Source organism: Paenibacillus sp. J31R98 (assembly GCF_056269245.1).
The window spans coordinates 1,214,475-1,235,985 of the sequence record NZ_JBWDNO010000001.1; the positions used below are offsets into that span (position 1 = coordinate 1,214,475).

At 47.9% G+C, this 21,511-nt stretch carries 18 protein-coding genes; 13 read left to right on the forward strand and 5 right to left on the reverse strand.

Annotated elements, in window-relative coordinates:
* Positions 1 to 21 precede the first annotated feature (21 nt).
* Both AC0YNX_RS05445 and AC0YNX_RS05450 read left to right on the forward strand, forming a co-directional pair.
* On the forward strand, positions 22 to 1,155 hold the full coding sequence (locus AC0YNX_RS05445; RefSeq protein ID WP_475814611.1) for a copper amine oxidase N-terminal domain-containing protein: 1,134 nt from the start codon (positions 22 to 24) through the stop codon (positions 1,153 to 1,155).
* A 94-nt stretch (positions 1,156 to 1,249) separates the two neighbouring features.
* On the forward strand, positions 1,250 to 1,810 hold the full coding sequence (locus tag AC0YNX_RS05450) for an NADPH-dependent FMN reductase (protein ID WP_475814612.1): 561 nt from the start codon (positions 1,250 to 1,252) through the stop codon (positions 1,808 to 1,810).
* 84 nt (positions 1,811 to 1,894) lie between these two features.
* Here the strand turns inward: AC0YNX_RS05450 and AC0YNX_RS05455 are convergent, their stop codons facing one another.
* From AC0YNX_RS05455 to AC0YNX_RS05465, 3 genes are all read right to left on the reverse strand, one after another.
* Positions 1,895 to 4,900, reverse strand: a complete 3,006-nt coding sequence (locus AC0YNX_RS05455) for a carbohydrate-binding protein (RefSeq protein WP_475814613.1) — start codon at positions 4,898 to 4,900, stop codon at positions 1,895 to 1,897.
* Between the two features lie 296 nt (positions 4,901 to 5,196).
* On the reverse strand, positions 5,197 to 6,090 hold the full coding sequence (locus AC0YNX_RS05460) for a carbohydrate ABC transporter permease (protein WP_475814614.1): 894 nt from the start codon (positions 6,088 to 6,090) through the stop codon (positions 5,197 to 5,199).
* Positions 6,091 to 6,105: 15 nt separating this feature from the next.
* Positions 6,106 to 7,080 (reverse strand): ABC transporter permease, encoded by a 975-nt coding sequence (locus tag AC0YNX_RS05465; RefSeq protein WP_475814615.1) that lies wholly within the window; start codon positions 7,078 to 7,080, stop codon positions 6,106 to 6,108.
* Between the two features lie 174 nt (positions 7,081 to 7,254).
* Here AC0YNX_RS05465 and AC0YNX_RS05470 point away from each other — a divergent pair, with 174 nt between their 5' ends.
* From AC0YNX_RS05470 to AC0YNX_RS05520, 11 genes are all read left to right on the forward strand, one after another.
* A complete protein-coding gene (locus AC0YNX_RS05470) occupies positions 7,255 to 8,799 on the forward strand; it encodes a response regulator (protein ID WP_475814616.1) in 1,545 nt (514 codons plus the stop codon).
* Entirely contained in the window at positions 8,774 to 10,552 is a 1,779-nt protein-coding gene (locus AC0YNX_RS05475) for a sensor histidine kinase (protein ID WP_475814617.1), read from the forward strand. The genes AC0YNX_RS05470 and AC0YNX_RS05475 overlap by 26 nt, the downstream gene beginning before the upstream one ends.
* Positions 10,553 to 10,706: 154 nt before the next feature.
* The gene (locus tag AC0YNX_RS05480; protein WP_475814618.1) at positions 10,707 to 12,392 is read left to right on the forward strand and encodes an extracellular solute-binding protein; all 1,686 of its coding nucleotides are present in this window, start codon (positions 10,707 to 10,709) and stop codon (positions 12,390 to 12,392) included.
* Between the two features lie 133 nt (positions 12,393 to 12,525).
* Positions 12,526 to 12,882, forward strand: a complete 357-nt coding sequence (locus AC0YNX_RS05485) for a DUF1304 domain-containing protein (protein ID WP_475814619.1) — start codon at positions 12,526 to 12,528, stop codon at positions 12,880 to 12,882.
* Positions 12,883 to 13,018: 136 nt separating this feature from the next.
* Positions 13,019 to 14,041 carry a zinc-dependent alcohol dehydrogenase gene (locus AC0YNX_RS05490; protein WP_475814620.1) on the forward strand — a complete coding sequence of 341 codons (1,023 nt, stop codon included), beginning with the start codon at positions 13,019 to 13,021 and terminating at the stop codon, positions 14,039 to 14,041.
* 189 nt (positions 14,042 to 14,230) lie between these two features.
* A complete protein-coding gene (locus AC0YNX_RS05495) occupies positions 14,231 to 15,172 on the forward strand; it encodes a hypothetical protein (RefSeq protein WP_475814621.1) in 942 nt (313 codons plus the stop codon).
* Between the two features lie 97 nt (positions 15,173 to 15,269).
* Complete coding sequence (locus AC0YNX_RS05500) at positions 15,270 to 16,154, forward strand: LysR family transcriptional regulator (RefSeq protein WP_475814622.1); 885 nt, start codon at positions 15,270 to 15,272, stop codon at positions 16,152 to 16,154.
* 153 nt (positions 16,155 to 16,307) lie between these two features.
* Positions 16,308 to 16,598: an ArsR/SmtB family transcription factor gene (locus AC0YNX_RS05505; protein ID WP_475814623.1), complete on the forward strand. Its 291-nt coding sequence runs from the start codon at positions 16,308 to 16,310 to the stop codon at positions 16,596 to 16,598.
* Between the two features lie 75 nt (positions 16,599 to 16,673).
* Complete coding sequence (locus AC0YNX_RS05510) at positions 16,674 to 17,324, forward strand: FMN-dependent NADH-azoreductase (protein WP_475814624.1); 651 nt, start codon at positions 16,674 to 16,676, stop codon at positions 17,322 to 17,324.
* Positions 17,325 to 17,410: 86 nt separating this feature from the next.
* Positions 17,411 to 18,592, forward strand: a complete 1,182-nt coding sequence (locus AC0YNX_RS05515; RefSeq protein WP_475814625.1) for an MFS transporter — start codon at positions 17,411 to 17,413, stop codon at positions 18,590 to 18,592.
* A 14-nt stretch (positions 18,593 to 18,606) separates the two neighbouring features.
* Positions 18,607 to 19,308 (forward strand): alpha/beta fold hydrolase, encoded by a 702-nt coding sequence (locus AC0YNX_RS05520; protein ID WP_475814626.1) that lies wholly within the window; start codon positions 18,607 to 18,609, stop codon positions 19,306 to 19,308.
* 46 nt (positions 19,309 to 19,354) lie between these two features.
* On the opposite strand, the gene AC0YNX_RS05525 is transcribed toward AC0YNX_RS05520, so the two are convergent.
* Positions 19,355 to 20,419, reverse strand: coding sequence for a Ger(x)C family spore germination protein (locus AC0YNX_RS05525; RefSeq protein WP_475814627.1), 1,065 nt, complete (start codon positions 20,417 to 20,419; stop codon positions 19,355 to 19,357).
* Positions 20,416 to 21,504, reverse strand: a complete 1,089-nt coding sequence (locus AC0YNX_RS05530; RefSeq protein ID WP_475814628.1) for a GerAB/ArcD/ProY family transporter — start codon at positions 21,502 to 21,504, stop codon at positions 20,416 to 20,418. Before AC0YNX_RS05530 ends, AC0YNX_RS05525 begins: the two co-directional genes overlap by 4 nt.
* Positions 21,505 to 21,511 lie beyond the last annotated feature (7 nt).

The following is a 21,511-nucleotide window of genomic DNA, read 5'->3' on the forward strand; positions in this document are numbered from 1 at the left end:
AACTAGAAAGGAAGTACAAGAATGATGAATAGAAAGAAGTTTATGTTTGCCAGTCTCTTCGTTGCAACTGTTATTTCGGCAGGCAGCGCGCCATTAGCACACGGAGCAGAGAATTCAGCTGCTACAGGAGCCACTTCCGCTGTTACTTTCAAAATTAATGACGTTAATTATAGCAATAACACAGGTAATCATAGCCTGCAGGCAGCCCCTTACATGGCAAACGGAAATACGATGGTTCCCGTCAGAGCCGCTGCTGATTCACTAGGTGCATCGATAAGCTGGAATGACAAGAGCCAACTGATTACATTGTCTGGAAAAGGCTTCGGCAATGTGAAATACACGCTTAATTCATCCTTTGCGGTGAATGCCAAGGGAGAGAAAATAAAGCTGCCCGCGCAGGTTCGCCAGATAAAAGGCACGGTGTTCGTTCCCGCCCGCTCGTTAGCTTCTCTGATGGATATCCGTCTGCAATGGGAGCCATCAACTCTGAAGCTTACTCTATCCCAGCAATCAGAAACGCCCCAGAGTCTAGACTTCAACTATCAATTTACGAAAGATGTGGAAGGGTGGAAGGGCGGCTTCGCCGATATGCCGGTCGATTATGATAAAGACATTTATGAGCTCGACTTTGCCCATAAATTACTTCCCATCGACAAGAACACGACAGATTACGGCTTGAAGCTCTCGGGACATAATCGAAGCGATGATTTGTTTATGTTCCTCTCCAAAGGCATTACCGGCTTTAAACCGAACGCTTCTTATAACGTTAATTTGAAGTTTAAGATGTACACCGATGCAGAAGGAGGATCGATCGGTATTGGCGGCTCTCCTGCAGAATCTGTATACTTGAAGGCTGGCATTCTGTCGAGCGAACCGCTTTCAGTTCGAACCTCTACTCCAGGATCTGAGTATTACCGAATGAACGTGGATATCGGCAGTCAAGGAACCGGTGGCAAGGATGTCAAGGTCATCGGCAATGCCGCAAAACCTAATGCGGAGCAAAGCGGTTATCAGAGTGTTGAATTCAACTACAGCGCCAAGGTGACGGCAAATGCGAAAGGCGAGATCTATATTCTTATCGGCGCCGATTCGGGATTCGAAGGATTGACTACTCTTTACTTTGATGATGTTAGAGTAACTGCTCAAACCTCTTAGGGTGCAGGGAAGTAATATTGTGCTTTGAGAATAATTGGGAAGAACGTCGCGCATCTTATTTTAGTAATGACTATAAAATGGAGGAGCGATTAGTATGATTAGAATTGGAATTATTATTGGAAGCACGCGTCCCGGTCGCAACGGAGAGGCTGTAGCTCGCTGGACTTACGATATTGCTCAGAAGAGAAGTGATGCTGAGTATGAGCTGGTGGATATCGCTGATTTCAACTTGCCTATATACGATGAGCCGATCCCACCTGCTATGGGACAACCCTATTCCAAAACACATACTCAAGCCTGGTCCGAGAAGATAGCTTCTTTTGATGGCTACGTATTTGTAACTCCTGAATACAATCATGCGACTTCGGGAGCTCTTAAGAATGCAATCGACTTCTTATTTCGAGAGTGGAACAACAAAGCTGCGGGCTTCGTCGGGTACGGCAGTCTGGGGGGATCTCGGGCAGTAGAAAATTTGCGGCTCATTGTGGGAGAGCTGCAAATCGCAGATGTGCGTGCGCAGGTTGCTCTTTCACTTCGAGATGATTTTGAGAATTACAGCGTGTTTAAACCGGCGTCGTATCAAGAAGCAACCGTTAACACCATGTTGGATCAGGTCGTCGCTTGGTCCGGAGCATTACAGCCACTGAGAAAATAAATAAAATGTAATCGAACAAAATGAAAAGCCGCGAAATTCGCGGCTTTTTTTGTGTTAGGGGAAGATGTGGACGGAATCATTCGATTAAGGCTTCACTGTAATCTTGTAAAGCATCGATTGGGCGGCACCAAGGCTGACGGCGAATGGTGCATGACCATTAATCTGCTGAGACGTATTCGTCCAGAGATCGGTAACTGTCAGTTTCGAGCTGCTTGGAATACCGGCGCGCGCGAGGTCAATTGTTTTGACGACGTTGTCCTGCGTGTAATTGAACACGGCCAAGTAGTAATCCTTCTTGTCCTTCAGCACGAATTGGTCCGCGGCAGACATTCCGGTATTGCCTTCTACAGGCGTGAAGGCTTTGCCCATAAGAGCGACCTTATTGACGCGCGGGTTAGTCAACAATGTTCTCATGTATGCTTGTGCAGTCGGATTGCTTACGTCATCGGAGTTCAGATAGACGGTTCCTGAAATCGCAGCGGCATTTACTCGTGTTTGTGCTGCTGGAAGTGAGCCGCCTTTGACGAGAGCCATGTAATCCGGATCCGTATAGCGATAGATCGTTCCATTCTGCCACCAGCCGTAAGTGAGATTGTTCAGCTGATATTCGGTTTGGCCCAGCGTTCCGTCGACATCGCACGAAATCCGTCTCGCATGCGCATATTGGCTAGGGAAGAGCGGGGCAATCGAGGCGCTGATGAACATTTTTCCATGGAGTGCTTTGTTAACATAGGCCATTCCTTGGTTATAGGCTTGAATGCCTGTCTGTATGGAGCTGTCGTAATGCTTGCCCTCAAACGATCCGTGGCTGAGGAAGTCGATCTTGATATATTCAAAGCCATACGCCTTAAATTGGTTGAAATAATAGTCGATCCGCTGTTTCGCGGCCGGATGTGTCGGGTCAATCGCATAAGCGCCGTCCACGGTAGGCAAAATGTTGCCATTGTCGTCCTTCAGCACAAGATCGCCATACGTATAAGCACCGTTCGTGCCTTCGACCGGCTGGCTCATATTGTTGCCCCAGTAGACAAACGGACTATAGTAGATGCCCGGCTTCTGCCCGTTCTTCTTAATAAGCGCGGCGATGTCCTTCAGCTGCTGCGACGACAGGTTGTCCCAGTAGGAGTCCAAGTTGATATAAACGTTCCCTTTGTTGTTGAAAGAAGCGTTCTGAAGATTCTCTTTGAAGAAGTTGGAGACTTCGGCAACCTTGTCGTAGCTCAGATGACTGTCGTATGCGCCCCAGCTGTTCCAGCCGACAGGCACGCCGCTTGGAACACCGTGTTCAAATGCGAGCGGAGGAGCGACATCCGCGTTCGCCTGCCCGAAGCCCTCTAGACCTTCGCGGTAATCTGCGTAGAATCCAACGAAAATTTGCGGTGACGTTATCGTTGTTCCAGTGATTTTGCCATGCGGCAGAGTGTCGTGTGTTGAAGTAGGGGACGTGAAGCCGCCGTAGACCTTCAGCTTGTCAAGCCGGTCATTAGATCCGCTCCAAGAGAGGCCTGTCTTCCACGTGTCATGCGTAACAGAACCGATGACGAGCCCGTTGCGGCTGTCGTTATCGTATATCGCAGTCAGCTCAGAACTGATGAAGTTGCTCGTGTTAAGGAAGGTGTTGATCGTCCGTGCCTGATAGCGAGACCAGCTGTCATTATCGTATGGCGTGATCAGTACGCGGTTATCCGCATACTTCCCGATATCCACGCCGCCCTTCGATTGGATGACGATTGGCGCCATGTCGTTTGTGCTAAGCTCCGTATTGCTCGAAAGCTTCTGGCTGACTAGAAAATAAGGCTTGTCGTCATAGACACGATAGATTTGCTGCATTGTAGGTAAACCGGTTTGTTTGTTCTCGATGGTAATTGCAATCCCTTTTCCGTGGGCATCGTGAATCTTCTTGACGCTGTTCATCGTGAATAGATGCTGCGCATATTGCTTGCTAGTCAACGTCTGATCCAGTTGAACGCTGCTGTAGACGCCAGTGGCGATCGTTTTGCCGTTCCAAGCATAGGCAGCAAGCCCAGTTTCCGTGTTATAAGTGATCGTATAGTCGCCGTTCGAAGCGGTTACGCCTTTCTGATGCTCCGAGACGATTGTGTGGCCGAACTTGGACGACTTCACTTTGGCGCCGATATCGCCGATAGCTCCGTCATTGTCCGGATCTGAACCGGATGGGTCAGTGGCGATGATCTCGATCTTATCGATGTCCGGGGACCAGCCACCGTTATCGTCGAACTTGATCGTATTAGAGCCTTGCTGCAGAAGGACATCAAATTCGAAGGTACCGAGCGTGTCCCAGTTCGCCGTCTTCGGCGGCGAGTAGGTTTCTGCCGCTCCATTGTTCACGGCAACCGTGATCGGGCGGGGGTCGCCGGAAATATAGAACATTCTCAACGTGTATGTCCCTGCGGAAGGCACTTCGACGTTATTGAACTGCATGGATGAACCTCCCCATAGATCGCCAGCCTTCTTGCCGCCGGAACAGCCGATTACGGGGTTGCAATCCCGTACGCCCGCGTTTCCAGTGAACGAGTTGGCAGGCGACTCCGCTTCGATTGAAGCGACGATTTCACCGCCATCTCCGGGTTCTCCGGCGGTGAGGATCTCGATCTTATCGATATCAGGCGACCAGCCGCCATTATCGTCGAACTTGATCGTATTAGAGCCTTGCTGCAGAAGAACTTCAAATTCGAAGGTACCTAGTGTGTCCCAGTTCGCCGTCTTCGGCGGCGAGTAGGTTTCTGTCTCTCCATCGTTCACGGTAACCGTGATTGGGCGAGGGTCTCCGGAGATATATGTCATTCTCAAGGTGTAAACGCCAGCTGCAGGCACTTCGATGTTATTGAACTGCATGGACGAACCTCCCCATAGATCGCCAGCCTTCTTGCCGCCGGAGCAGCCGATTACGGGGTTGCAATCTCGAACGCCCGCGTTGCCGGTGAACGTGTTGGCAGGCGATTCCGCTTCGATTGAAGCGACGATTTCGCCTGAAGATGCCGACTGCTCATCGCCTACGGCGTTCACGACCGTCGCTGATAAGCCTGTCAGCATTAGCAGAATGGCGGCCAAGAGGGATAATGCTTTCATACTTTTGGATAGTGGAATCAAATTTATTTTCCTCCTCTGCAAAGTGGATGAAGCGCTTGCATATTTAGTGTAAGGGGTGCCAGGAAGTCGCTCTATGCTAAAATGTTATGATTCATATGGAAAAGCATCTTAGTTAACCGGTAAATCTGCTAACGAACCTCAGAAGTCTTATTTCCCCGTATTTCTAGGCGGAAAACGAGCGAATAAGCACGATGAGATTCGTTAGAATTACCCGCCCCCAAATAAAAGGGAATCACCCGGTACTTAGAGTGATTCCCATCCCCAGAAGCTTCTTTCTAGCTCTTGATAGCTCCCATCATTAACCCTTTCACGAAAAAGCGCTGGATGAACGGATAGACCATAATGATAGGCAAAGTCGCAACCATCGTAACTGCCATGCGGATGCTTTCGCCGGAAACCGGCGTGCGCTTCGAGCTGTTCGCCAGCTGATCCGCTTCGGAGACCATGGCGCCGGTCTGAAATTGGTTCAGGATTTTCACGAGCACGGCTTGCAGCGTCTTGAGCTCCGGCTTGTAGGTGTAAATATACGAATCGTACCAGGAATTCCAATGACCGATTCCGATAAATAGAGCAATCGTAGCCAAGACCGGAACGCAGAGAGGGAGGATGAGTCGAACGAAAATTTGCAGCTCGTGGGCGCCGTCGATCTTCGCGGATTCCTCCAGCTCCGGAGGCAGCTGTTCGATAAAGGTCCGCACGAGGATCATGAGGAACACGCCGATGAGCCCCGGGAAGATGTACACCCAGAAGGAATCGATCAAACCGAGCGATTTGATAATCATGTAAGTGGGAATCAACCCGCCGCCGAAGTACATGGTGAAAATAAAGAACAAGGTGAAGAACCTCCACGCAATCAGCTCGCGCTTGCTGAGCGAGTAGGCCATCATGCAGATGGCCAGCACGGATAGTGGCGTGCCGATTACCGTTCTTAGAACAGTTACGTTAATGGAGCCGATCAGCTCCTGATTGCGGAAGATGGATTGGTAGCTTGCGAGCGTAAACTCCCTTGGCCATAAGTAGAGTCCGCCACGAACGGCATCGGTTGCATCGTTCAAGGAAACGACGAGAATATTCCAGAACGGGTAGAAGGTCACTACGAAGATGATGCCTAGAAATGTATAGTTAATGAGATCGAACAGCTTACCTTGAAGATTGTCTTTTCCAAACATGGTGACCCTCCTGCCTTAGAATAGCGATTGGTTATTCAGTTTCTTGGACGAGAAGTTTACGATGATAATGATGATGAACGCGACGACAGAGTTGAACAATCCGACCGCGGACGCGTAGGAGAACATCGAATTCTGCAACCCGTAACGGAAAGAATACGTCGATAATACGTCGGAGTATTCCTGGGTCAAGCCGTTGCCGAGCAAGAAATGCTGATCGAAGCCCGCATTGAGAACGCCGCCTAGCGATAGAATCAACAAGATGACGATCGTCGGCTTCAGATGCGGCAGCGTGACATAGACAATCTGCTTGAATCGGCCTGCGCCGTCTACTTTAGCTGCTTCGTAAAGCTCTAGATTAATAGAAGAAATTGCGGCGAGATAGATAATCGAGCTGTAGCCCATTTCCTTCCACGTATTGCCGATCGCGACGATCCACCAGAAGTACTTGCCTTCTTGGAGGAATAGAATGCTTTGATCGGTAACATGAAGCCATTGCAGCAATTTATTGACGATCCCGTCTGAGGAAAGCACCGTCACGATGATATTCGCGGCGATAACCCAGGAGATGAAGTGGGGGAGATACGATACGGTCTGTACCGTCCGCTTGAATAAACCGTTCTTTACTTCATTGAGTGCGATTGCAATAATGATCGGCGCCGGAAAAGAGACAAGCAGCGTAAGGAGCGTGGAGGCAAGCGTGTTTCGCATGATGATGTAGAAATCGCCATTATTGAAGAAATAATTAAACCAATACATCCCGACATATTCGCTATGGAACAGCTGGTTCCAGAAATTACCTAGCGACGGTTGATAGTTGACGAAGGCCATATACAGGCCTACCATCGGCAAATAAGCGAAGAGGAGTGCCCAGACTGCCGCTGGGAGCATCATGAGAAGAAGATATCTTTGTTCAATCAGCCGGCGTCTGATCGTTCTCTTCTTGGCAGGGGTAACGCTATTCAGGCTAGCAGGTTGTATGACTGTTTCCATCTGTGCACCTCGATCCCATGTAATAATTGAAATTATACGGGCTCAAATTTATGGCCTTCAATATAACAATGTAATGAAACGTGCGGCAAAACGTCTTTAATGCCAGAACGCGCAACATAGCGCAGGGAGCCGGTAGTATAATGAGATCATCAATTGACCGCGGGGGGACGCTGGATGCTTAGCATTTTTTTGGTCGATGACGAATCGATAGAAATGGATTTAATGCAACATTTCATAGATTGGAAGAGTATGGGGATCGACGTCGTCGGCACAGCCAAGAACGGCAAGAAAGCGTGGGAGCAGATTGAGGTTCTGCAGCCGGACATTGTGCTGACCGACGTCAGAATGCCGATAATGGACGGACTCCAACTAGCCTCGCTCATTCAAGCCCATTACGATTGGATGAAGATCGTCTTCCTAAGCGGGCATGATGAATTCCGATTCGTGAAGTCCGCTCTCGAAGCAGGAGCCGTCGGGTACTTGCTCAAGCCAATTGATCGGCGCGAGCTGACAGCCGTCATGGAGAAGGTGAAGGGGGAAATCGAGAAAGTACGAATGCTGCGCCTCTCCAAGCAGGTGCTTGTCTCGAAATACGTGGAAGAGCTTGTGACTGACCCGAACCGTACAATCCGTGAACAAGCATTGGCGGAGCTAGCGAAGGTATCACCAGAGGTTGTTGAACAATATTATGTAACCGCTTTAATTAGCGGTCCGGCTCAATCAGCCTTAGATCATAACCAAGGTTCAGCGGTCATCCAATCGGTGCTCCAATCTCACTCTCTCTTGGAGGGGGCTGTGCTGTTGCACCATGAACTAGGCTTAGTTGTGATCCTCCCATTTGCAGCCGGCCAAGCAGATAACAGTCTTTGGCAGAACCTTTCGACCTCGTTGCTTGAGAAGTTAGGGGAAACGGTAACGATAGGGATCGGCGGTGTCAGCCGAGTCCGGCAGCTTCAAGAAGGGCACGACATGTTCATGGAAGCCGTGAATGCAGTGGAGGAGCGATTCTATCTCGGGCATGGTCACGTCATTCAAGCTGCGGAGGTTCAGCATTCTCAAGATATGAATGTCACCATTGTGAGCGATACGCTGCTGCGTAAGCTGAGTCTGACTGATGCTGACGGCCAGCTGTTTCTGGATGAGTTGAACGGCTGCTATGAGCAATGGAAGAGTCAGCGTGTTCCTAGAGATCAGGTCGACCAGATCTCCAAACGGCTCTTGCAGGCCATCCATGCGGAGTTGCTGAAGTACGAAGACCGCGCCAATATGAAGGTTGGCGATTTGAATATGTGGATACAGTCAATAGCAAAGCTGTATACGCTCGATGAAATCAGAGGTTACATCGCAGTGCTCCTAGAGACGATCAGACAATATCTTGCGACCAAGCAGCAGGACCCGCATGCAGCGCTAGTCCAAGAAGTCGCAGGCATTATCGAGAATCAGTATGGCGAATCGCTGACGATTGAATATTTGGCGGGGAAGGTGTATCTGTCTCCGAACTACTTAAGAGTCTTGTTTAAAGAGAAGAAGGGCTGCACGGTTCATGAATATTTGACCAAGGTACGCCTTGCTCGGGCTGTCGTGTTGCTTCGCGACCGGACGCTGAAGATTCACGATGTGGCGAAGCAGGTCGGCTATGACAATACGTCGTACTTCTGTTCGTTCTTCTACAAAACGCAAGGAGTCACACCGAATGAATATCGCAAAAAGTTCCTATAAATCCCTGCGGAAACTGCATGCCCATATCACGAATCAGCGACTGAGAAGCAAGCTGTTTCTCGTTTACTTGATTGTCACGATTCTCCCGATCTCTTTCTTGGTCCTCTACTCGAACCAAACGACGAAGAAACAGATCGTGGGTCAGGCGGTGGCGAATGTAGGGAGCACCATCGATCAGATCAATAACAATATCGAGAGCAAATTGGAAATGTACAAGCAAATTTCCACCTTGATTTATTTGGATACGGAGCTGCGCAATTATCTGCTTAACAACTATGAGAAGAACTATGTGGCTTATTTGGATGCCTACGATTACATCAACAAGACATTCTACAAAATGCTAGCGATGAACCCGAACCTGAAGTTCATTACCCTCTATACGGACAATCGGACGTTACCATCGGATGGATATTTTATTAAGCATATGAATGAGCTGCCTGAGAGGTTGGTCACGCAAACATTCGAGGCAGAAGGGAACATTACGAATTTCTACCTCGAAGACACGGATGAGAATAGCAGAGGCATTACGCTCGCTCGCTCTCTCAATTACTTGAGTTTGAACTATCCTTATGGCATCTTGACGATGGAAGTGACGGAACGCGAAATTTATTCGCTGATCGAGAAAGAGGCGAAGAACAAGACGATTATCGTCGCCGATGAGGACGGAGGCATCATTACATCCGGAGCGAAGGACCTCAGCATCCGCAATATTGCGGATATTCGTGCGCTTCAAGGCGATCCTGCACCTTACAAAGACAGTTATTTGTACAGCGAGAGCGGACAAGAGAAGATGCTTGTCATTCAGAAAATGCTCAAGAACGGATGGCGAACCGTCGTCATGCTGCCGTACGACGAGCTGCTCGGACAAGCCGGGAAGGCGACGAGAAAAATGCTCCTCATCTCGCTCGGTTGCATCGCTGCGGCCATGATTATGATCTACGCTACAAGCCAGTTCATGACGAAACGGTTCGAGTGGCTGCTTCAGCAAATCCGCAAAGTGGAGCGCGGTTCGTTCGACTTATCGAACAAACCGATGGGAACCGATGAGGTCGGACAGCTGTCCTTCGCGCTCTATAAGATGGCCGCGACCATCCAGGGTCTGATTAATGACGTATACAAGAAGGAAGTGGCGAAGAAGGATGCGGAGATGAACAGTTTGCAGGCGCAAATCTCGCCACACTTTCTCTATAATACGCTCGCCTCAATCTCGGCTTTGGCGATCAAGAGCAACAATATGCAAGTCCATGAGATGGCTGACGAACTGGCGAGATTCTACCGGATCTCGTTGAACAAAGGAAAGAAGAGCATTTCGATCGCCCAGGAGATCAAGCTGACCCAGCACTACCTTTCCATTCAGAAGACCAGATTCGATGGCTTGTTCACCGTTCATTACAGGCTGGACGAGTCTCTCCTGAACTACACCACCTTGAAATTAATCGTGCAGCCGTTCATCGAGAACTGCATCAATCATGCGATTTGGGATGACGAAAGCGGCATTACGATTATCATTAAGCTCTACGCGGACGGCGAAGATATCGTGTTCTGCGTCATTGACGACGGTATAGGGATCCCCCGTCCTATACTAGAGAGCATGAAGGAGCAGGCCGGACAGCCTGCGGGATACGGCATTTATAACGTGAATCAGCGGATTAAATTGGTGTACGGCGAGAAGTACGGCGTGGACGTGTACAGCAAAGTCGGCATAGGAACGACTGTTCAAATCCGCATTCCGAAGACGATCAAGTTTCTATAAAAGATGTTTTCCGTTACATTTCATAACAAAGTTGTATAGAACGCGGCAGGGGCGTTTGTCTACAATAAGAGCTAAGCAAGCACTTCTTACGCCGCAAGGGACCCCGGTTGTATGAAACCGCTGCCAAAATTGCTAGAGGGGGAAATGATCTGCAATGAGGAAATACGGTCAAGTAAAGTTATTCGCGTCTATTGGTTTAGTGCTGTCACTGCTTGTAGGATGCGGAAGCAACAATACACCGTCTACGAACGGAAATACGACTTCTAATACGAATACGAATACGAATACGAGTTCGAACGAATCTGGCGCAGCGGAAGAAGGCAATAATTCGCCGACAGCCTTAGATAATTCCCCAGTCACCTTCACGTTCTTCGATAAGAACACCGGCGATGCGTTCGATAATCCGGTCGCCAAGAAAATCACGGAGAAGACAGGAGTTACCATCGAAATTCAACAGCCGACGGGCAATCCTTCGGAGAAGTTGAATCTCATGCTGGCGAGCAATGATCTGCCAGATATGCTGGCGATCGGACGCGGCGATTTGCTAGACAAATATATTGCGGCAGGCGCACTGATGCCATTGAATGATTTGATCGATAAATACGGGCCGCACATTAAGGAAATGTATGGGGATACGCTCAATAAGACGCGCTCGGCGGACGGGAAGAACTATTACTTGGCCAACTGGTACGGTCTGGAGCAATATCCCGTGTTCGGCTTCCTGATGCGCATGGATGTGATGAAGGAGCTCGGCGCAGGCGACAAAGCCGCGAACGGCGAGCCGTTCACGACGGATGAATTCGTTGGACTCTTGAAGGCATTCAAAGACAAATACCCGGAAGTGAATGGCAAGAAGACGACGGCAATGACGTTCAATGGCGACAATATGGGCGCGATTATGGATACGTTCAAAGGGATGTACGGCATTATGCCCTATTATGAAGCGAATGGCGAGCTTAAGATTGATATGAAAGATCCGAAATACTTGGATATGCTCAAATTCATGAACTCGTTATACAACCAAGGTTTAATCGACAAGGAATGGGCGACGAACAAGACGCAGCAGTACGAACAGAAACTCTCCAGCGGCGCGTATTTCTCCACGGCGGATGCGTTCTGGAACGTCGGCAAACCGAACGCGATCCTGAAAGAAGCGGCGGCGGACCCGACGAAGAAGGAAGAAAGCCAGTTCTATCCGTATAAAGTCGTCGCTCCTGGCGTTGATGCTTCCAAAGCGACTTTCGGTCCGAAGAACTCCCTCGGATGGGATGGCATCGGCATTTCGAAGAGCAACAAGGATGCCGTTCGCGCCATTCAATTCCTGGATTACTTGGCAAGCGAAGAAGGACAGTACCTGCTCATGTGGGGCGTCGAAGGCGTGCATTGGGATATGAAAGACGGCAAGCATACGCCGCGGCCGGAAGTTCTGGAAGGGTTCAAGAAAGACTGGGGCGGGTATTCGACGGAAAGCGGTATTCGCAAATGGACTTGGGCAATCAAGAACGGTCCGGGTGCCGATGGCACGCCATACGACTTGATCGGACGTTACGAAACCGACGAGGTTTCCAAGCTCGCGATTAAAAACCTTGCGGATACTTCTTTCGATACGGCGATTTACGATAACCTAGGTCCAAGCGGCGGTACGCCGGAGGCGATCATGCAGCAGAAGGTGTCGGAAACGAAGTCCAAATATTTCCCTCGCCTTGTGATGGCTGCGAATGAAACGGCTGTTACGGAGCTGTACAACACGATGTTGAAGGAAATGGAAGCTGCCGGCCTTGATAAGCTGGAAGTTATCTATACGGACAACTATAACAAGCGCAAAGAATTGTGGAAATAAACGGTGATACCACGTATGTAATAACAGACTCTCGTCCCTGTTGGGATGGGAGTCTGTTTATTCGTCATTGCGAATAGCTCGCTTCGGTTAGATTTGCTAGAATAGGATTAGTAATTTGGAGGAGGAATGATTCATGCTTGCAACCATATTCGTTGGACTCGTAGCGTTGGAACATATTTACATCCTAATCTTAGAGATGTTTCTGTGGACGACACCCCGTGCTAGGAAGTCATTCGGAATGACGAAGGAAGAGGCTGTAGCCACCAGAACGCTTGCAGCGAACCAAGGCTTATACAACGGCTTTCTAGCTGCCGGCCTGGTGTGGGGAATGGTGCATCCGAATGGTCAAATAGGAGAATCGATCGAAATCTTCTTCTTGATTTGCGTCCTTGTTGCAGCCCTTTATGGCGGAGCGACGGCGAAGCGATCCATCTGGTTCGTTCAAGGATTGCCAGCCCTCCTTGCACTCGTGCTCGTCTTGGCGCTGTAAGTTAGGCAGTCGAAGTTGTTCTGATCGGTTCGTTAGAAGAGCTTGACGCAATATGAGACTACCGAATTCAATGCAAGGGTTTATAATGGACTTGTCATAAGGTAACGTATACGGATTACCCAGGGAGGATAAGAGATTGAGAGCTAAAGCTTGGTATGCCAGAGCGCCATTTCAATTTGAACTTCGCGAAGGCGAGCTGGGGGAGATCGGCGAAGACGAAGTGTTGATTCGTATCAAAGCATGCGGCATATGTGGGACGGACATGACCAGCGTGAAATCTGCCGCAGCCGATTGGGAAGCAATCGGGCATGAAATCGCAGGCGTAGTCGTGCAAAAAGGCGCGCGTGTCAACCATGTCGTGGAAGGCGCCTCGGTTACGCTGGAGACAAGCACATTCTGCAGGACGTGCGAATGGTGCCGGGACGGTCGCTATGATCTGTGCAATAAGGGACCGAGTTTCTGGGGCAGGAATTTCTCCATGGGTTTCGCCGATTATATCGTCGCTCCGAAGGAAGTCGTTGTTCCGTACGAAGGGTTGTCCTTCGCTGTTGCGTCGCTCGTGGAGCCGCTTGGCGTAGCGATGGACCTTACAGAGGTCGTCGATATCCAAATGGGCGATGATGTGTTGGTACTGGGGCTTGGACCAATCGGCTTGATGGCACTTCGCCTTGCTAAGCTGCGTGGGGCGCGTAAAATCTACGCGGCAGCACGGTCCCACTCTGTTAAGCGAATCGAGACTGCGCTCGCATTCGGCGCGGATGAAATCATTTATACGGACAAGACGCCACTCGAGTCGTATGCATTCGACCGTGGGGGAGTTGACCGTGTGCTCGTTTCAGCGCCTCCGTCGACAATTCCGTCCGCGTTGAAGGCGGCAAGGGTTGGCGGCGTGATCGGATATATCGGCATCGAGTATGGCACCGGCGCGAGTATCACGTTCGATGCGAATGAATTCCATTTCAAGAAGCTGCAGTTGAGAGCTTCGCACGCGACCCCTGCGTTATTCTTTCCCAAATGCATTGAACTGCTGAAGTCGGGCGCTGTCGATGGCGATGCATTAATCTCCCACACGTTCGCTTTGGAGGAGTTCCCGAACGCGGTGCAGGCGCTGCGTGACGATCGCGGTTCAGCGATCAAGATGGTCATGGTCAATGAATAGGTAGGTAGAAATGTTAAAAGCCGCGGCAATCGCGGCTTTTTTTGTTGACTTGATAGCTTTCGATTAATGAATCATTGGTTTTATCTATCATCTTCATTGAAACAACGACATTGATCAATCATTTAAGTTTTCTTAGAATAAGGCAACGGCAAATTTCTGAAATGAGTTAATAAGGGGGGGGAATGCTACATGTTAGGGAATCTTCTAAAGTACAAAAATGTTGTTGCAGCATTACTAATCATTATCTTAATGCTTGCATGCTCGATCGTTCTCGGGCAAAAGGATATTTTATTCCCGGAAATCGCCGGGATGGCGATGGGCGTGATGGTATTCTCAGTAGCAGATTGGATAAAGAAGCCCATTCACTTGTGGCTATCGCCGAGCTTGGCCGCATTCTTAGGCACGGCATTGAACGACCTGTCCGTTTCGCCGCTGTTGAAGCTATGGCTATGTTTTCTGATTATCGTTATTCTCATGCATGTATTTCGAGTTCGTTTTGGACCTACAATTCCTGCTGGCTTGCTGCCTTTCTTCTTGGGGCTGCATGATTATGTGTTTGCAATCACAACGGCGATATTCACGTTCTTGATTATGTTTGGTGCTCTTCTCGTGAAGAAACAAGGAAAGTTGACTATACCTAATGGTCCTCAGACTTTCCGGAAAAAGACAGATACACTGGTCGTAAGCGTGATTCTATGTCTTTGGATCGGGTTAGCTTTCGCTACGAAGATTCAGGTCATTCTGGTTCCACCTGTATTTGCGCTCATATTCGAAGTTTTTCATGCTCCGAAATTTGCATGGCGCAGGATCCCGTCTCTTTTAGCGGTAGTGACATCAACGGCTATCCTCTCGGTATTGGCGTATCACTTGTTCGAAGGTTCCGTCCTCGTTGTCGGTATCGTAAATGTGTTGATTACATTCCTTCTTTGCAAGCTGTTTAAGGCTCCGATGCCCGTTGCATTCGGCGTTTCATTAATGCCATTAATATTCCCGGCATGGGGGACCTGGTGGTTCCCGATTGGGGTCTTTATCACGACAGGAGTATTAATGAGTTTAGCTGCAGCATATCGACAGATCAGAACCAAACCAACCGTTATCCTACAAACTGAAGTGTCAAACGCTGCGCACTAAACGAAAACAAAAACGAAAACCATCGTCTGTTAATAAGACGGTGGTTTTTGATGTATCATAATGTTGAGCGTGCATTGAGTTAAGGGAGAGAACAAAGATGGAGTTCAGACAATTGGAATGTTTCAGGGCCGTTTGCGAGCATCTGCATTTTACTCGAGCAGCGGAGCAGCTAGGCATTTCCCAACCAACGTTGAGTTATCAAATTAAGTTGTTGGAAGATGAGGTCGGAGTCCCGTTATTCAATCGTATAGGCAAAAAAATCACGATGACCGCAAGTGGAGATATTTTATTCAAATATTGTTTGCAAATTTTCGGTGCATTATCAGGCTTTCGTAATGAAATGAACGAATTGCGTCAGATGGAACGCGGAGAAATTTCCGTTGCTGTACTTATCGGTGAAATTAATGAGTTCGTGTCAGGGTTGCTAGGCGAGTTCTCTCAGCGTCATCCGAATTTGAAAATCAGACTTATCGGGTCCGAAGATGTCGTAGAACCGATATTAAGCGAAGATGCGGATATTGGAGTCACCATCTTATTGAAGGATGATGACCGCTTCGGCAGAATTCCGATCTATGAAGAGGACTTCTATTTCGTGATGAGAGACGACCATCCCTTGTCTGCAAATACCGATGTTGATTTCGAACAGATTCGCAACGAGAATATTATTATGTTTCCGATGACTTATCGGTGTCGGCAAATGCTTGATGCGGTTAGTATTGGCCTGGGATTCAAGCTTGAACCTAAGATCGAGACAACAACCATTAATTCGTTGTTGAAGCTTATCCAATCCGGAGCCGGGGTAACGATATTATCTAGGACTTTGCTTCATTTGTATGAACGTCAAGGACTTGCAGCTGTTCCGGTTGTGAATCCTTCGTTAACGAGGGAAATTGGCATCGTTTATCTGAAGGAAAAGTATTTGGAGAATTCAATCCGGGAGTTAATTGAGCTGATCAAACAACGTGCGGTCTCAATGATTTAATTCATCTATCATTTCTATAGAAATGTTGAGATTGATCAATCATGCCTTAAAATTATAGAATGAAGTTGGCCGATCGGAGAAAGGAGGACGGGGTCAAGATGACTTGTAGTAAGGAGGACTTGAATTGTAAAGTTTTCTTAGTACAATGGTTCTATGACTACTGACAAACAATTGAATGATGAGAACAGAGCAAGAATATTTAAGGCACTGGCTGACGAGACAAGATTGGAAATGATACGGAATTTATACGCCAGCAAGAAAGAGATGAATTGCGGAGAAGTGGGGGACGTGCAAGGGACTTCAAAGTCGAATACTTCGTATCATTTGCGTACATTAAGGGAGGCCAAGTTGATCAAAGTACGTAAAGAAGCTCAAACGAGGTATATGAGCATCAATATGGAAACCTTTCAAACGTACTTACCCGGATTTCTGGATACGTTGTAGAACGTACCCGTTTGTCCGACCTATAGTTCAATACTTCTTGAATTACTAAACTAACTGTAAATGGAGTGAAATATCATGGCAAACATGCTGATCATTAATGCGCATCCCAAAGTAGATTCCAAGGATTCATTCAGTCTGCGAGTGTTGGACCATTTCTTGAAGGTGTATAAGGAATTGAACCAGGCAGACACCATCGAACAGATCAACCTCTATGAAGAATACATTCCTTTGACTGACCGCAGTTTGTTAGAAGCACGGGAGAAGATGGCGAAAGGAATAGCGCTCGATGATTTAGAGCTCAACATTGTGGCCCGCACCAATGAGATACTCAAACAATTCAAAGAAGCGACGAAATACGTAATCGTGATGCCGCTGCATAATTTCAATATACCGTCTAAACTCAAAGACTATATGGACCATGTAATCGCTCCTCGAGAAACGTACAAATTTACGGAGAAGGGATCGGTCGGCTTATTGGATGATGGGCGGAGCCTGCTCGTTATACAAGGGAGCGGATCGATATATACCCGTAACGACTGGTACGCAGAGGTTGAATTCTCGCATAAATATCTGAAAGCCATGTTCAATTTCCTAGGCGTGAAAGATTATCAGATCGTAAGAGCACAGGGAACGTCGATCTTAAATCCTGATGAGGTTCTGCAACATGCGTATCGCAAGGTAGAGGATGCTGCGCAACAGCTGTCTGTTGTGAAGGTGACTCATTGATCATCCCTAATGCGTAGAGAGAAAATTTTTTTATTCAGTAGTTCAATATCTATTGAACTACTGAATAAAGTAAAGGGTGAGCCATAATGGGGAAGTTAACAGCTTTATTATTCACAATCATGTTTTTTATCGGGACGGATACGTTCTTGATTTCGCCGTTAATTCCTACCCTTCAGGAATTGTTTGATATCCCGACCCAATATTCCGGTTGGATGGTGGGAGCGTATGCTCTAGGTTATGCCATATTTGCACTGATTGCCGGACCGCTCTCTGATGGGTGGGATCGCAAAAAGGTTATGTTCTTCGGGATGATTGCTTTCTCAATCTCCACCATTCTGTGTGGACTAGCCACAGGTTTCTGGTCGATGTTCTTATTCCGTCTCTTGGCTGGAATTAGCGCAGCATTCACATCGCCGCAAGTGTGGGCATCCATTCCGGTACTGTTTCCAGCGTCCAAGAACGCCAAAGTGTTCGGTATCGTAATGGCGGGCTTAGCCGCTGCCCAAGCATTCGGAATCCCAATCGGAGGCCTGCTCGCTTCAACCCATTGGTCGTATCCATTCTATGTCATCGGCGCATGTTCCTTGGTGGTTTCCTTGTTTATCTACAAAGCATTGCCTTCGATGAAACCAAGCCAAGATCAAAAATCCAGAATGCCGATTTTCTCAAGATATATCCCACTGCTCACCAGTAGAATCGCGAGAAGAGCTTTCCTGGGACACTTCTTGTTTAATTGCGGATTCATGGCTGCCTTCGCTTTCATTGGCAAATGGATGACGGATCGCTTTGATCTCTCGGTTGAACAGGTGGGGTACGTCATGTTCTTTCTAGGTATCGGCAATCTTGTGGGGAGTTTTGGCGGCGCTTATGCGGTTCAGAAGTTCAATCGGTTCAACACACTGGTTGGGGGATTTCTACTCGCCACCGCATGTTTTATCGCCTTGCCTTTCTTGCCCTCGGTTGCTGCTTTCGATGGTGTATACTTCTTCGTATTCTTGAACATGGGAATCGCATTTCCATTAATCATGGGACTTCTGACTTCGTTAAATCCGACTATCCGCGGCACGATCTCAAGCTTGGGCAATTCAATCATGTATGGCGCGACAACAATCGGATCTTGGATTGCAGGCTTGATCTATGCGACTTTTAACGGCTTTGTCGGCGTCGCCATCTTCGCGGCTCTCTGTTTTGTCGGTGCAATAATCTATTTTGTATCAAGTGGCATCCTGACGAAGCAATCGGAAGTTCAAAACAAACTTGCATCATAAGGCTGGTGATTTAATTGTCAACTTATCTGCTCATTCATGGCGCTTGGCATGGGGCTTGGTGCTGGGAGAAAGTCGTTCCTTTATTAGAAAGCGCGGGTCATCGAGTCATAGCGATCGATTTGCCTGGTCATGGAGATGACCAAACTCCAATCTCAGATGTAACGCTAGACGTATATGTTAACCGGGTGGTAGCTGCTATTGATGAACTCGATCAGGAGGTTATCCTAGTTGGGCACAGTATGGGCGGGATTGTTGTATCACAAGCCGCAGAGCACCGCTCGAACCGAGTGAAATCGCTTATCTATGTGACTGCATTTCTATTACAGGATGGTCAAAGAATGACTGTCATTCCACCAAATCCAAACATGCGAGTTTCCGAAGATGGTCGCACCATTACCGTTCCAGAAGAAACAGCGCAGGAGACGTTTTACAATAATTGCGCTCACGAGGATGTAACCCTGGCAGTATCTCGGTTACAGGTGCAAGCATTGAGACCATTCGTGACACCGCTCCGTCTAACGCAGCAAAATTATGGTCAGGTTCCTCGTTACTACATTGAAGGTCTTCGAGATCAAGCGATCCCAATCGAGTGGCAGAGGCAGATGCAAGCAGCATTACCATGCAAGGAAGTATTCACGTTAGATACCGATCATTCGCCGTTCTACTCCACACCAGAACAATTAAGCGACATTTTGCTCAATATGGATGGAAGATGAACCTCGGGAGTTGCTTGCAGCAACTCCTTTTTTTATTCTGCTCCTCTTACAGTGTGATTCCGCTTTCCATGATATTGACTTGAACATCTACATCCACGTGCATCTTCGGATACTGGCGCATCCAGTCTTCTTCATTCCAGTGTCGATTTCGGCTTCTTGCGAAGTCGCCCAAGCCAAGAGGGTCGATTGCATTTTTTTGAAATGTTTTTATGAGTTCGGTCTCTTCTTGAACGAGCTGTTGTTTGAATCGTTTCTTCAGATAACGGAGATGATCATCTGAAGTAGGATAACCCTCGGCTTCTCTTATTTTGCAATTCATGGACAGGCTAATCCGGATCCCTTCATTCTTCATCTGATACTTCACAGTGGAACCGACATTCTCAACAGCCAGGAACGTTCCGTTGTCCAGTTTTACTTCATAGAGACCTTGCTTCATATCTTGCAACATCAGCTTCATAAGCCTGGATTGATTGACGTCCAGAGCTGCGACGTACTTGTCTTTTCTGAATAATGCGGTGCCGGAAACAACGATGCGATCCGTTTGAAATTGTAGAATCGGCAAGAAGGGGTCCAATCCTTTTCCTACAAGGGCATATTCGAATTCATGCAGGTTTTGACTGGGAAGAGTGCCTTTCCTGGTATTGGCATCGAGAAGATGGTAGAGGAACATCCCTTTCTCATCTTTTTTGCTGAAATCTTCACTCAATAGGTCTTTAGCTTTCCCATCCACCACGGCCAAGTACATCCTGCGCGAAAAAAAAGCGTTGCGCAACAGGACATCGAGCTCCTTTACTACTCCGCTCGAAGCTTTGTCGCGGCCAAATAACACAACGGAAAGTTTCCCCGGTTGCAATGGTTTGTCCATCTGCATCCCCATGGATTCGCGAATTACGGTGCTTGTGCGGCCTATCTTTGAGTATATTTCATCTGACACGACCTCGGGCTTTCCCGCTTGAAACCGAGGAACAGCTAAAGAGACTTCAAGTTGATCTTTCGAGATTTCGTCGAAGGAGGCGACAATAAACAGATTGATTCTGTCCAGAATTTGTTGTTTCACGCAAGCTGTCATGAGCAGGCAGAGCATCAACACCACGCATAAGGTCCGTTTCACTTCGTTTTCTTCACCTTACTTCTGAGGAGATCGAATAGAAAGAGCAAGGGGATGTAACCAAATATAACGCTAATCCCCGACAGCTTGATCCAGGATTGAACGACATCAACTCCGATACGGTTCGGAATCAGGCAGGTTGCGATAAACACTAAACCTAACAAATACGGAAGAGCCTTAATTTGTCTAACGGAAAACGTTACCTTCATGATGCGGCTCGCGACCCATATACATAAACAAATGACGGGGAACAGTCGCAGTACTGTGGCTGAAGATCCGATAAATTCAAATCGTTCGACAAAAGGAAATTGGATGAATTTGTATTTCGTCAATCCCGGCCATAATTCATTCGACAACTGCTCCGGTTTGAAGGTGATTACCGCGAAGACGACTTCGACAACGTAGATAAGCGTCATGGATAAAACTCCCCAATGTGCCCACTTTTGCGACTTTTCCGGCGTCTTGATAAACGGGTAACAGAATAGGAGGATTTCGATTCCCATATAGGAAGTGGTCAATTCCTTCGTTGCTCCGACAATCTCATGTGGGGAATGACTCATAGCAGGCAACAAGTTGTTGAAATGAAAATAAGGAATCATAAAAAATAGCGTTATAAACAGAATGGTGTTAATCAGACTGAACAAGCAAATGCCGACGATAACACGAAATCCGCATGAAATAATGTAGTAAGCGATGAGGAGCAGCACGAGCGCCAGTGACCATGTTTGCAATTCAGGAAACACCCATACTTGGATGACCTCAATAAATAACCGTAATTGATAGACGCTTACGAACAGAAAATAAACGGCAAATAGGATATTAAGCATCATGCCAATCCATTGACCGAACAGAAGGATGTGAATGTTCATTAGATCCGTCTGATGGCGGTTAAGGATGCTGTACATCATAACAACGACAATATGGATGCCTGCAGAGCAGAGCAAGACGGCAGTCCAGGTATCTTGGCCGGCCAATTGGATCGGTTTAACGGTAAGGAGCAGGAAGTCGATACCGAATAGCATGGCGTGAATGATAACGAAAGTAAGAAATGGAGAGACGGTATTGCGTTCCTGAATATGTGAAGTCAAGATGAAT

Coding starts and splice junctions, on each gene's coding strand:
- AC0YNX_RS05445 (WP_475814611.1), top strand. CDS start 22: ATGATGAATAGAAAGAAGTTTATGTTTGCCAGTCTCTTCGTTGCAACT.
- AC0YNX_RS05450 (WP_475814612.1), top strand. CDS start 1,250: ATGATTAGAATTGGAATTATTATTGGAAGCACGCGTCCCGGTCGCAAC.
- AC0YNX_RS05455 (WP_475814613.1), bottom strand. CDS start 4,900: ATGAAAGCATTATCCCTCTTGGCCGCCATTCTGCTAATGCTGACAGGC.
- AC0YNX_RS05460 (WP_475814614.1), bottom strand. CDS start 6,090: ATGTTTGGAAAAGACAATCTTCAAGGTAAGCTGTTCGATCTCATTAAC.
- AC0YNX_RS05465 (WP_475814615.1), bottom strand. CDS start 7,080: ATGGAAACAGTCATACAACCTGCTAGCCTGAATAGCGTTACCCCTGCC.
- AC0YNX_RS05470 (WP_475814616.1), top strand. CDS start 7,255: ATGCTTAGCATTTTTTTGGTCGATGACGAATCGATAGAAATGGATTTA.
- AC0YNX_RS05475 (WP_475814617.1), top strand. CDS start 8,774: ATGAATATCGCAAAAAGTTCCTATAAATCCCTGCGGAAACTGCATGCC.
- AC0YNX_RS05480 (WP_475814618.1), top strand. CDS start 10,707: ATGAGGAAATACGGTCAAGTAAAGTTATTCGCGTCTATTGGTTTAGTG.
- AC0YNX_RS05485 (WP_475814619.1), top strand. CDS start 12,526: ATGCTTGCAACCATATTCGTTGGACTCGTAGCGTTGGAACATATTTAC.
- AC0YNX_RS05495 (WP_475814621.1), top strand. CDS start 14,231: ATGTTAGGGAATCTTCTAAAGTACAAAAATGTTGTTGCAGCATTACTA.
- AC0YNX_RS05500 (WP_475814622.1), top strand. CDS start 15,270: ATGGAGTTCAGACAATTGGAATGTTTCAGGGCCGTTTGCGAGCATCTG.
- AC0YNX_RS05505 (WP_475814623.1), top strand. CDS start 16,308: ATGACTACTGACAAACAATTGAATGATGAGAACAGAGCAAGAATATTT.
- AC0YNX_RS05510 (WP_475814624.1), top strand. CDS start 16,674: ATGGCAAACATGCTGATCATTAATGCGCATCCCAAAGTAGATTCCAAG.
- AC0YNX_RS05515 (WP_475814625.1), top strand. CDS start 17,411: ATGGGGAAGTTAACAGCTTTATTATTCACAATCATGTTTTTTATCGGG.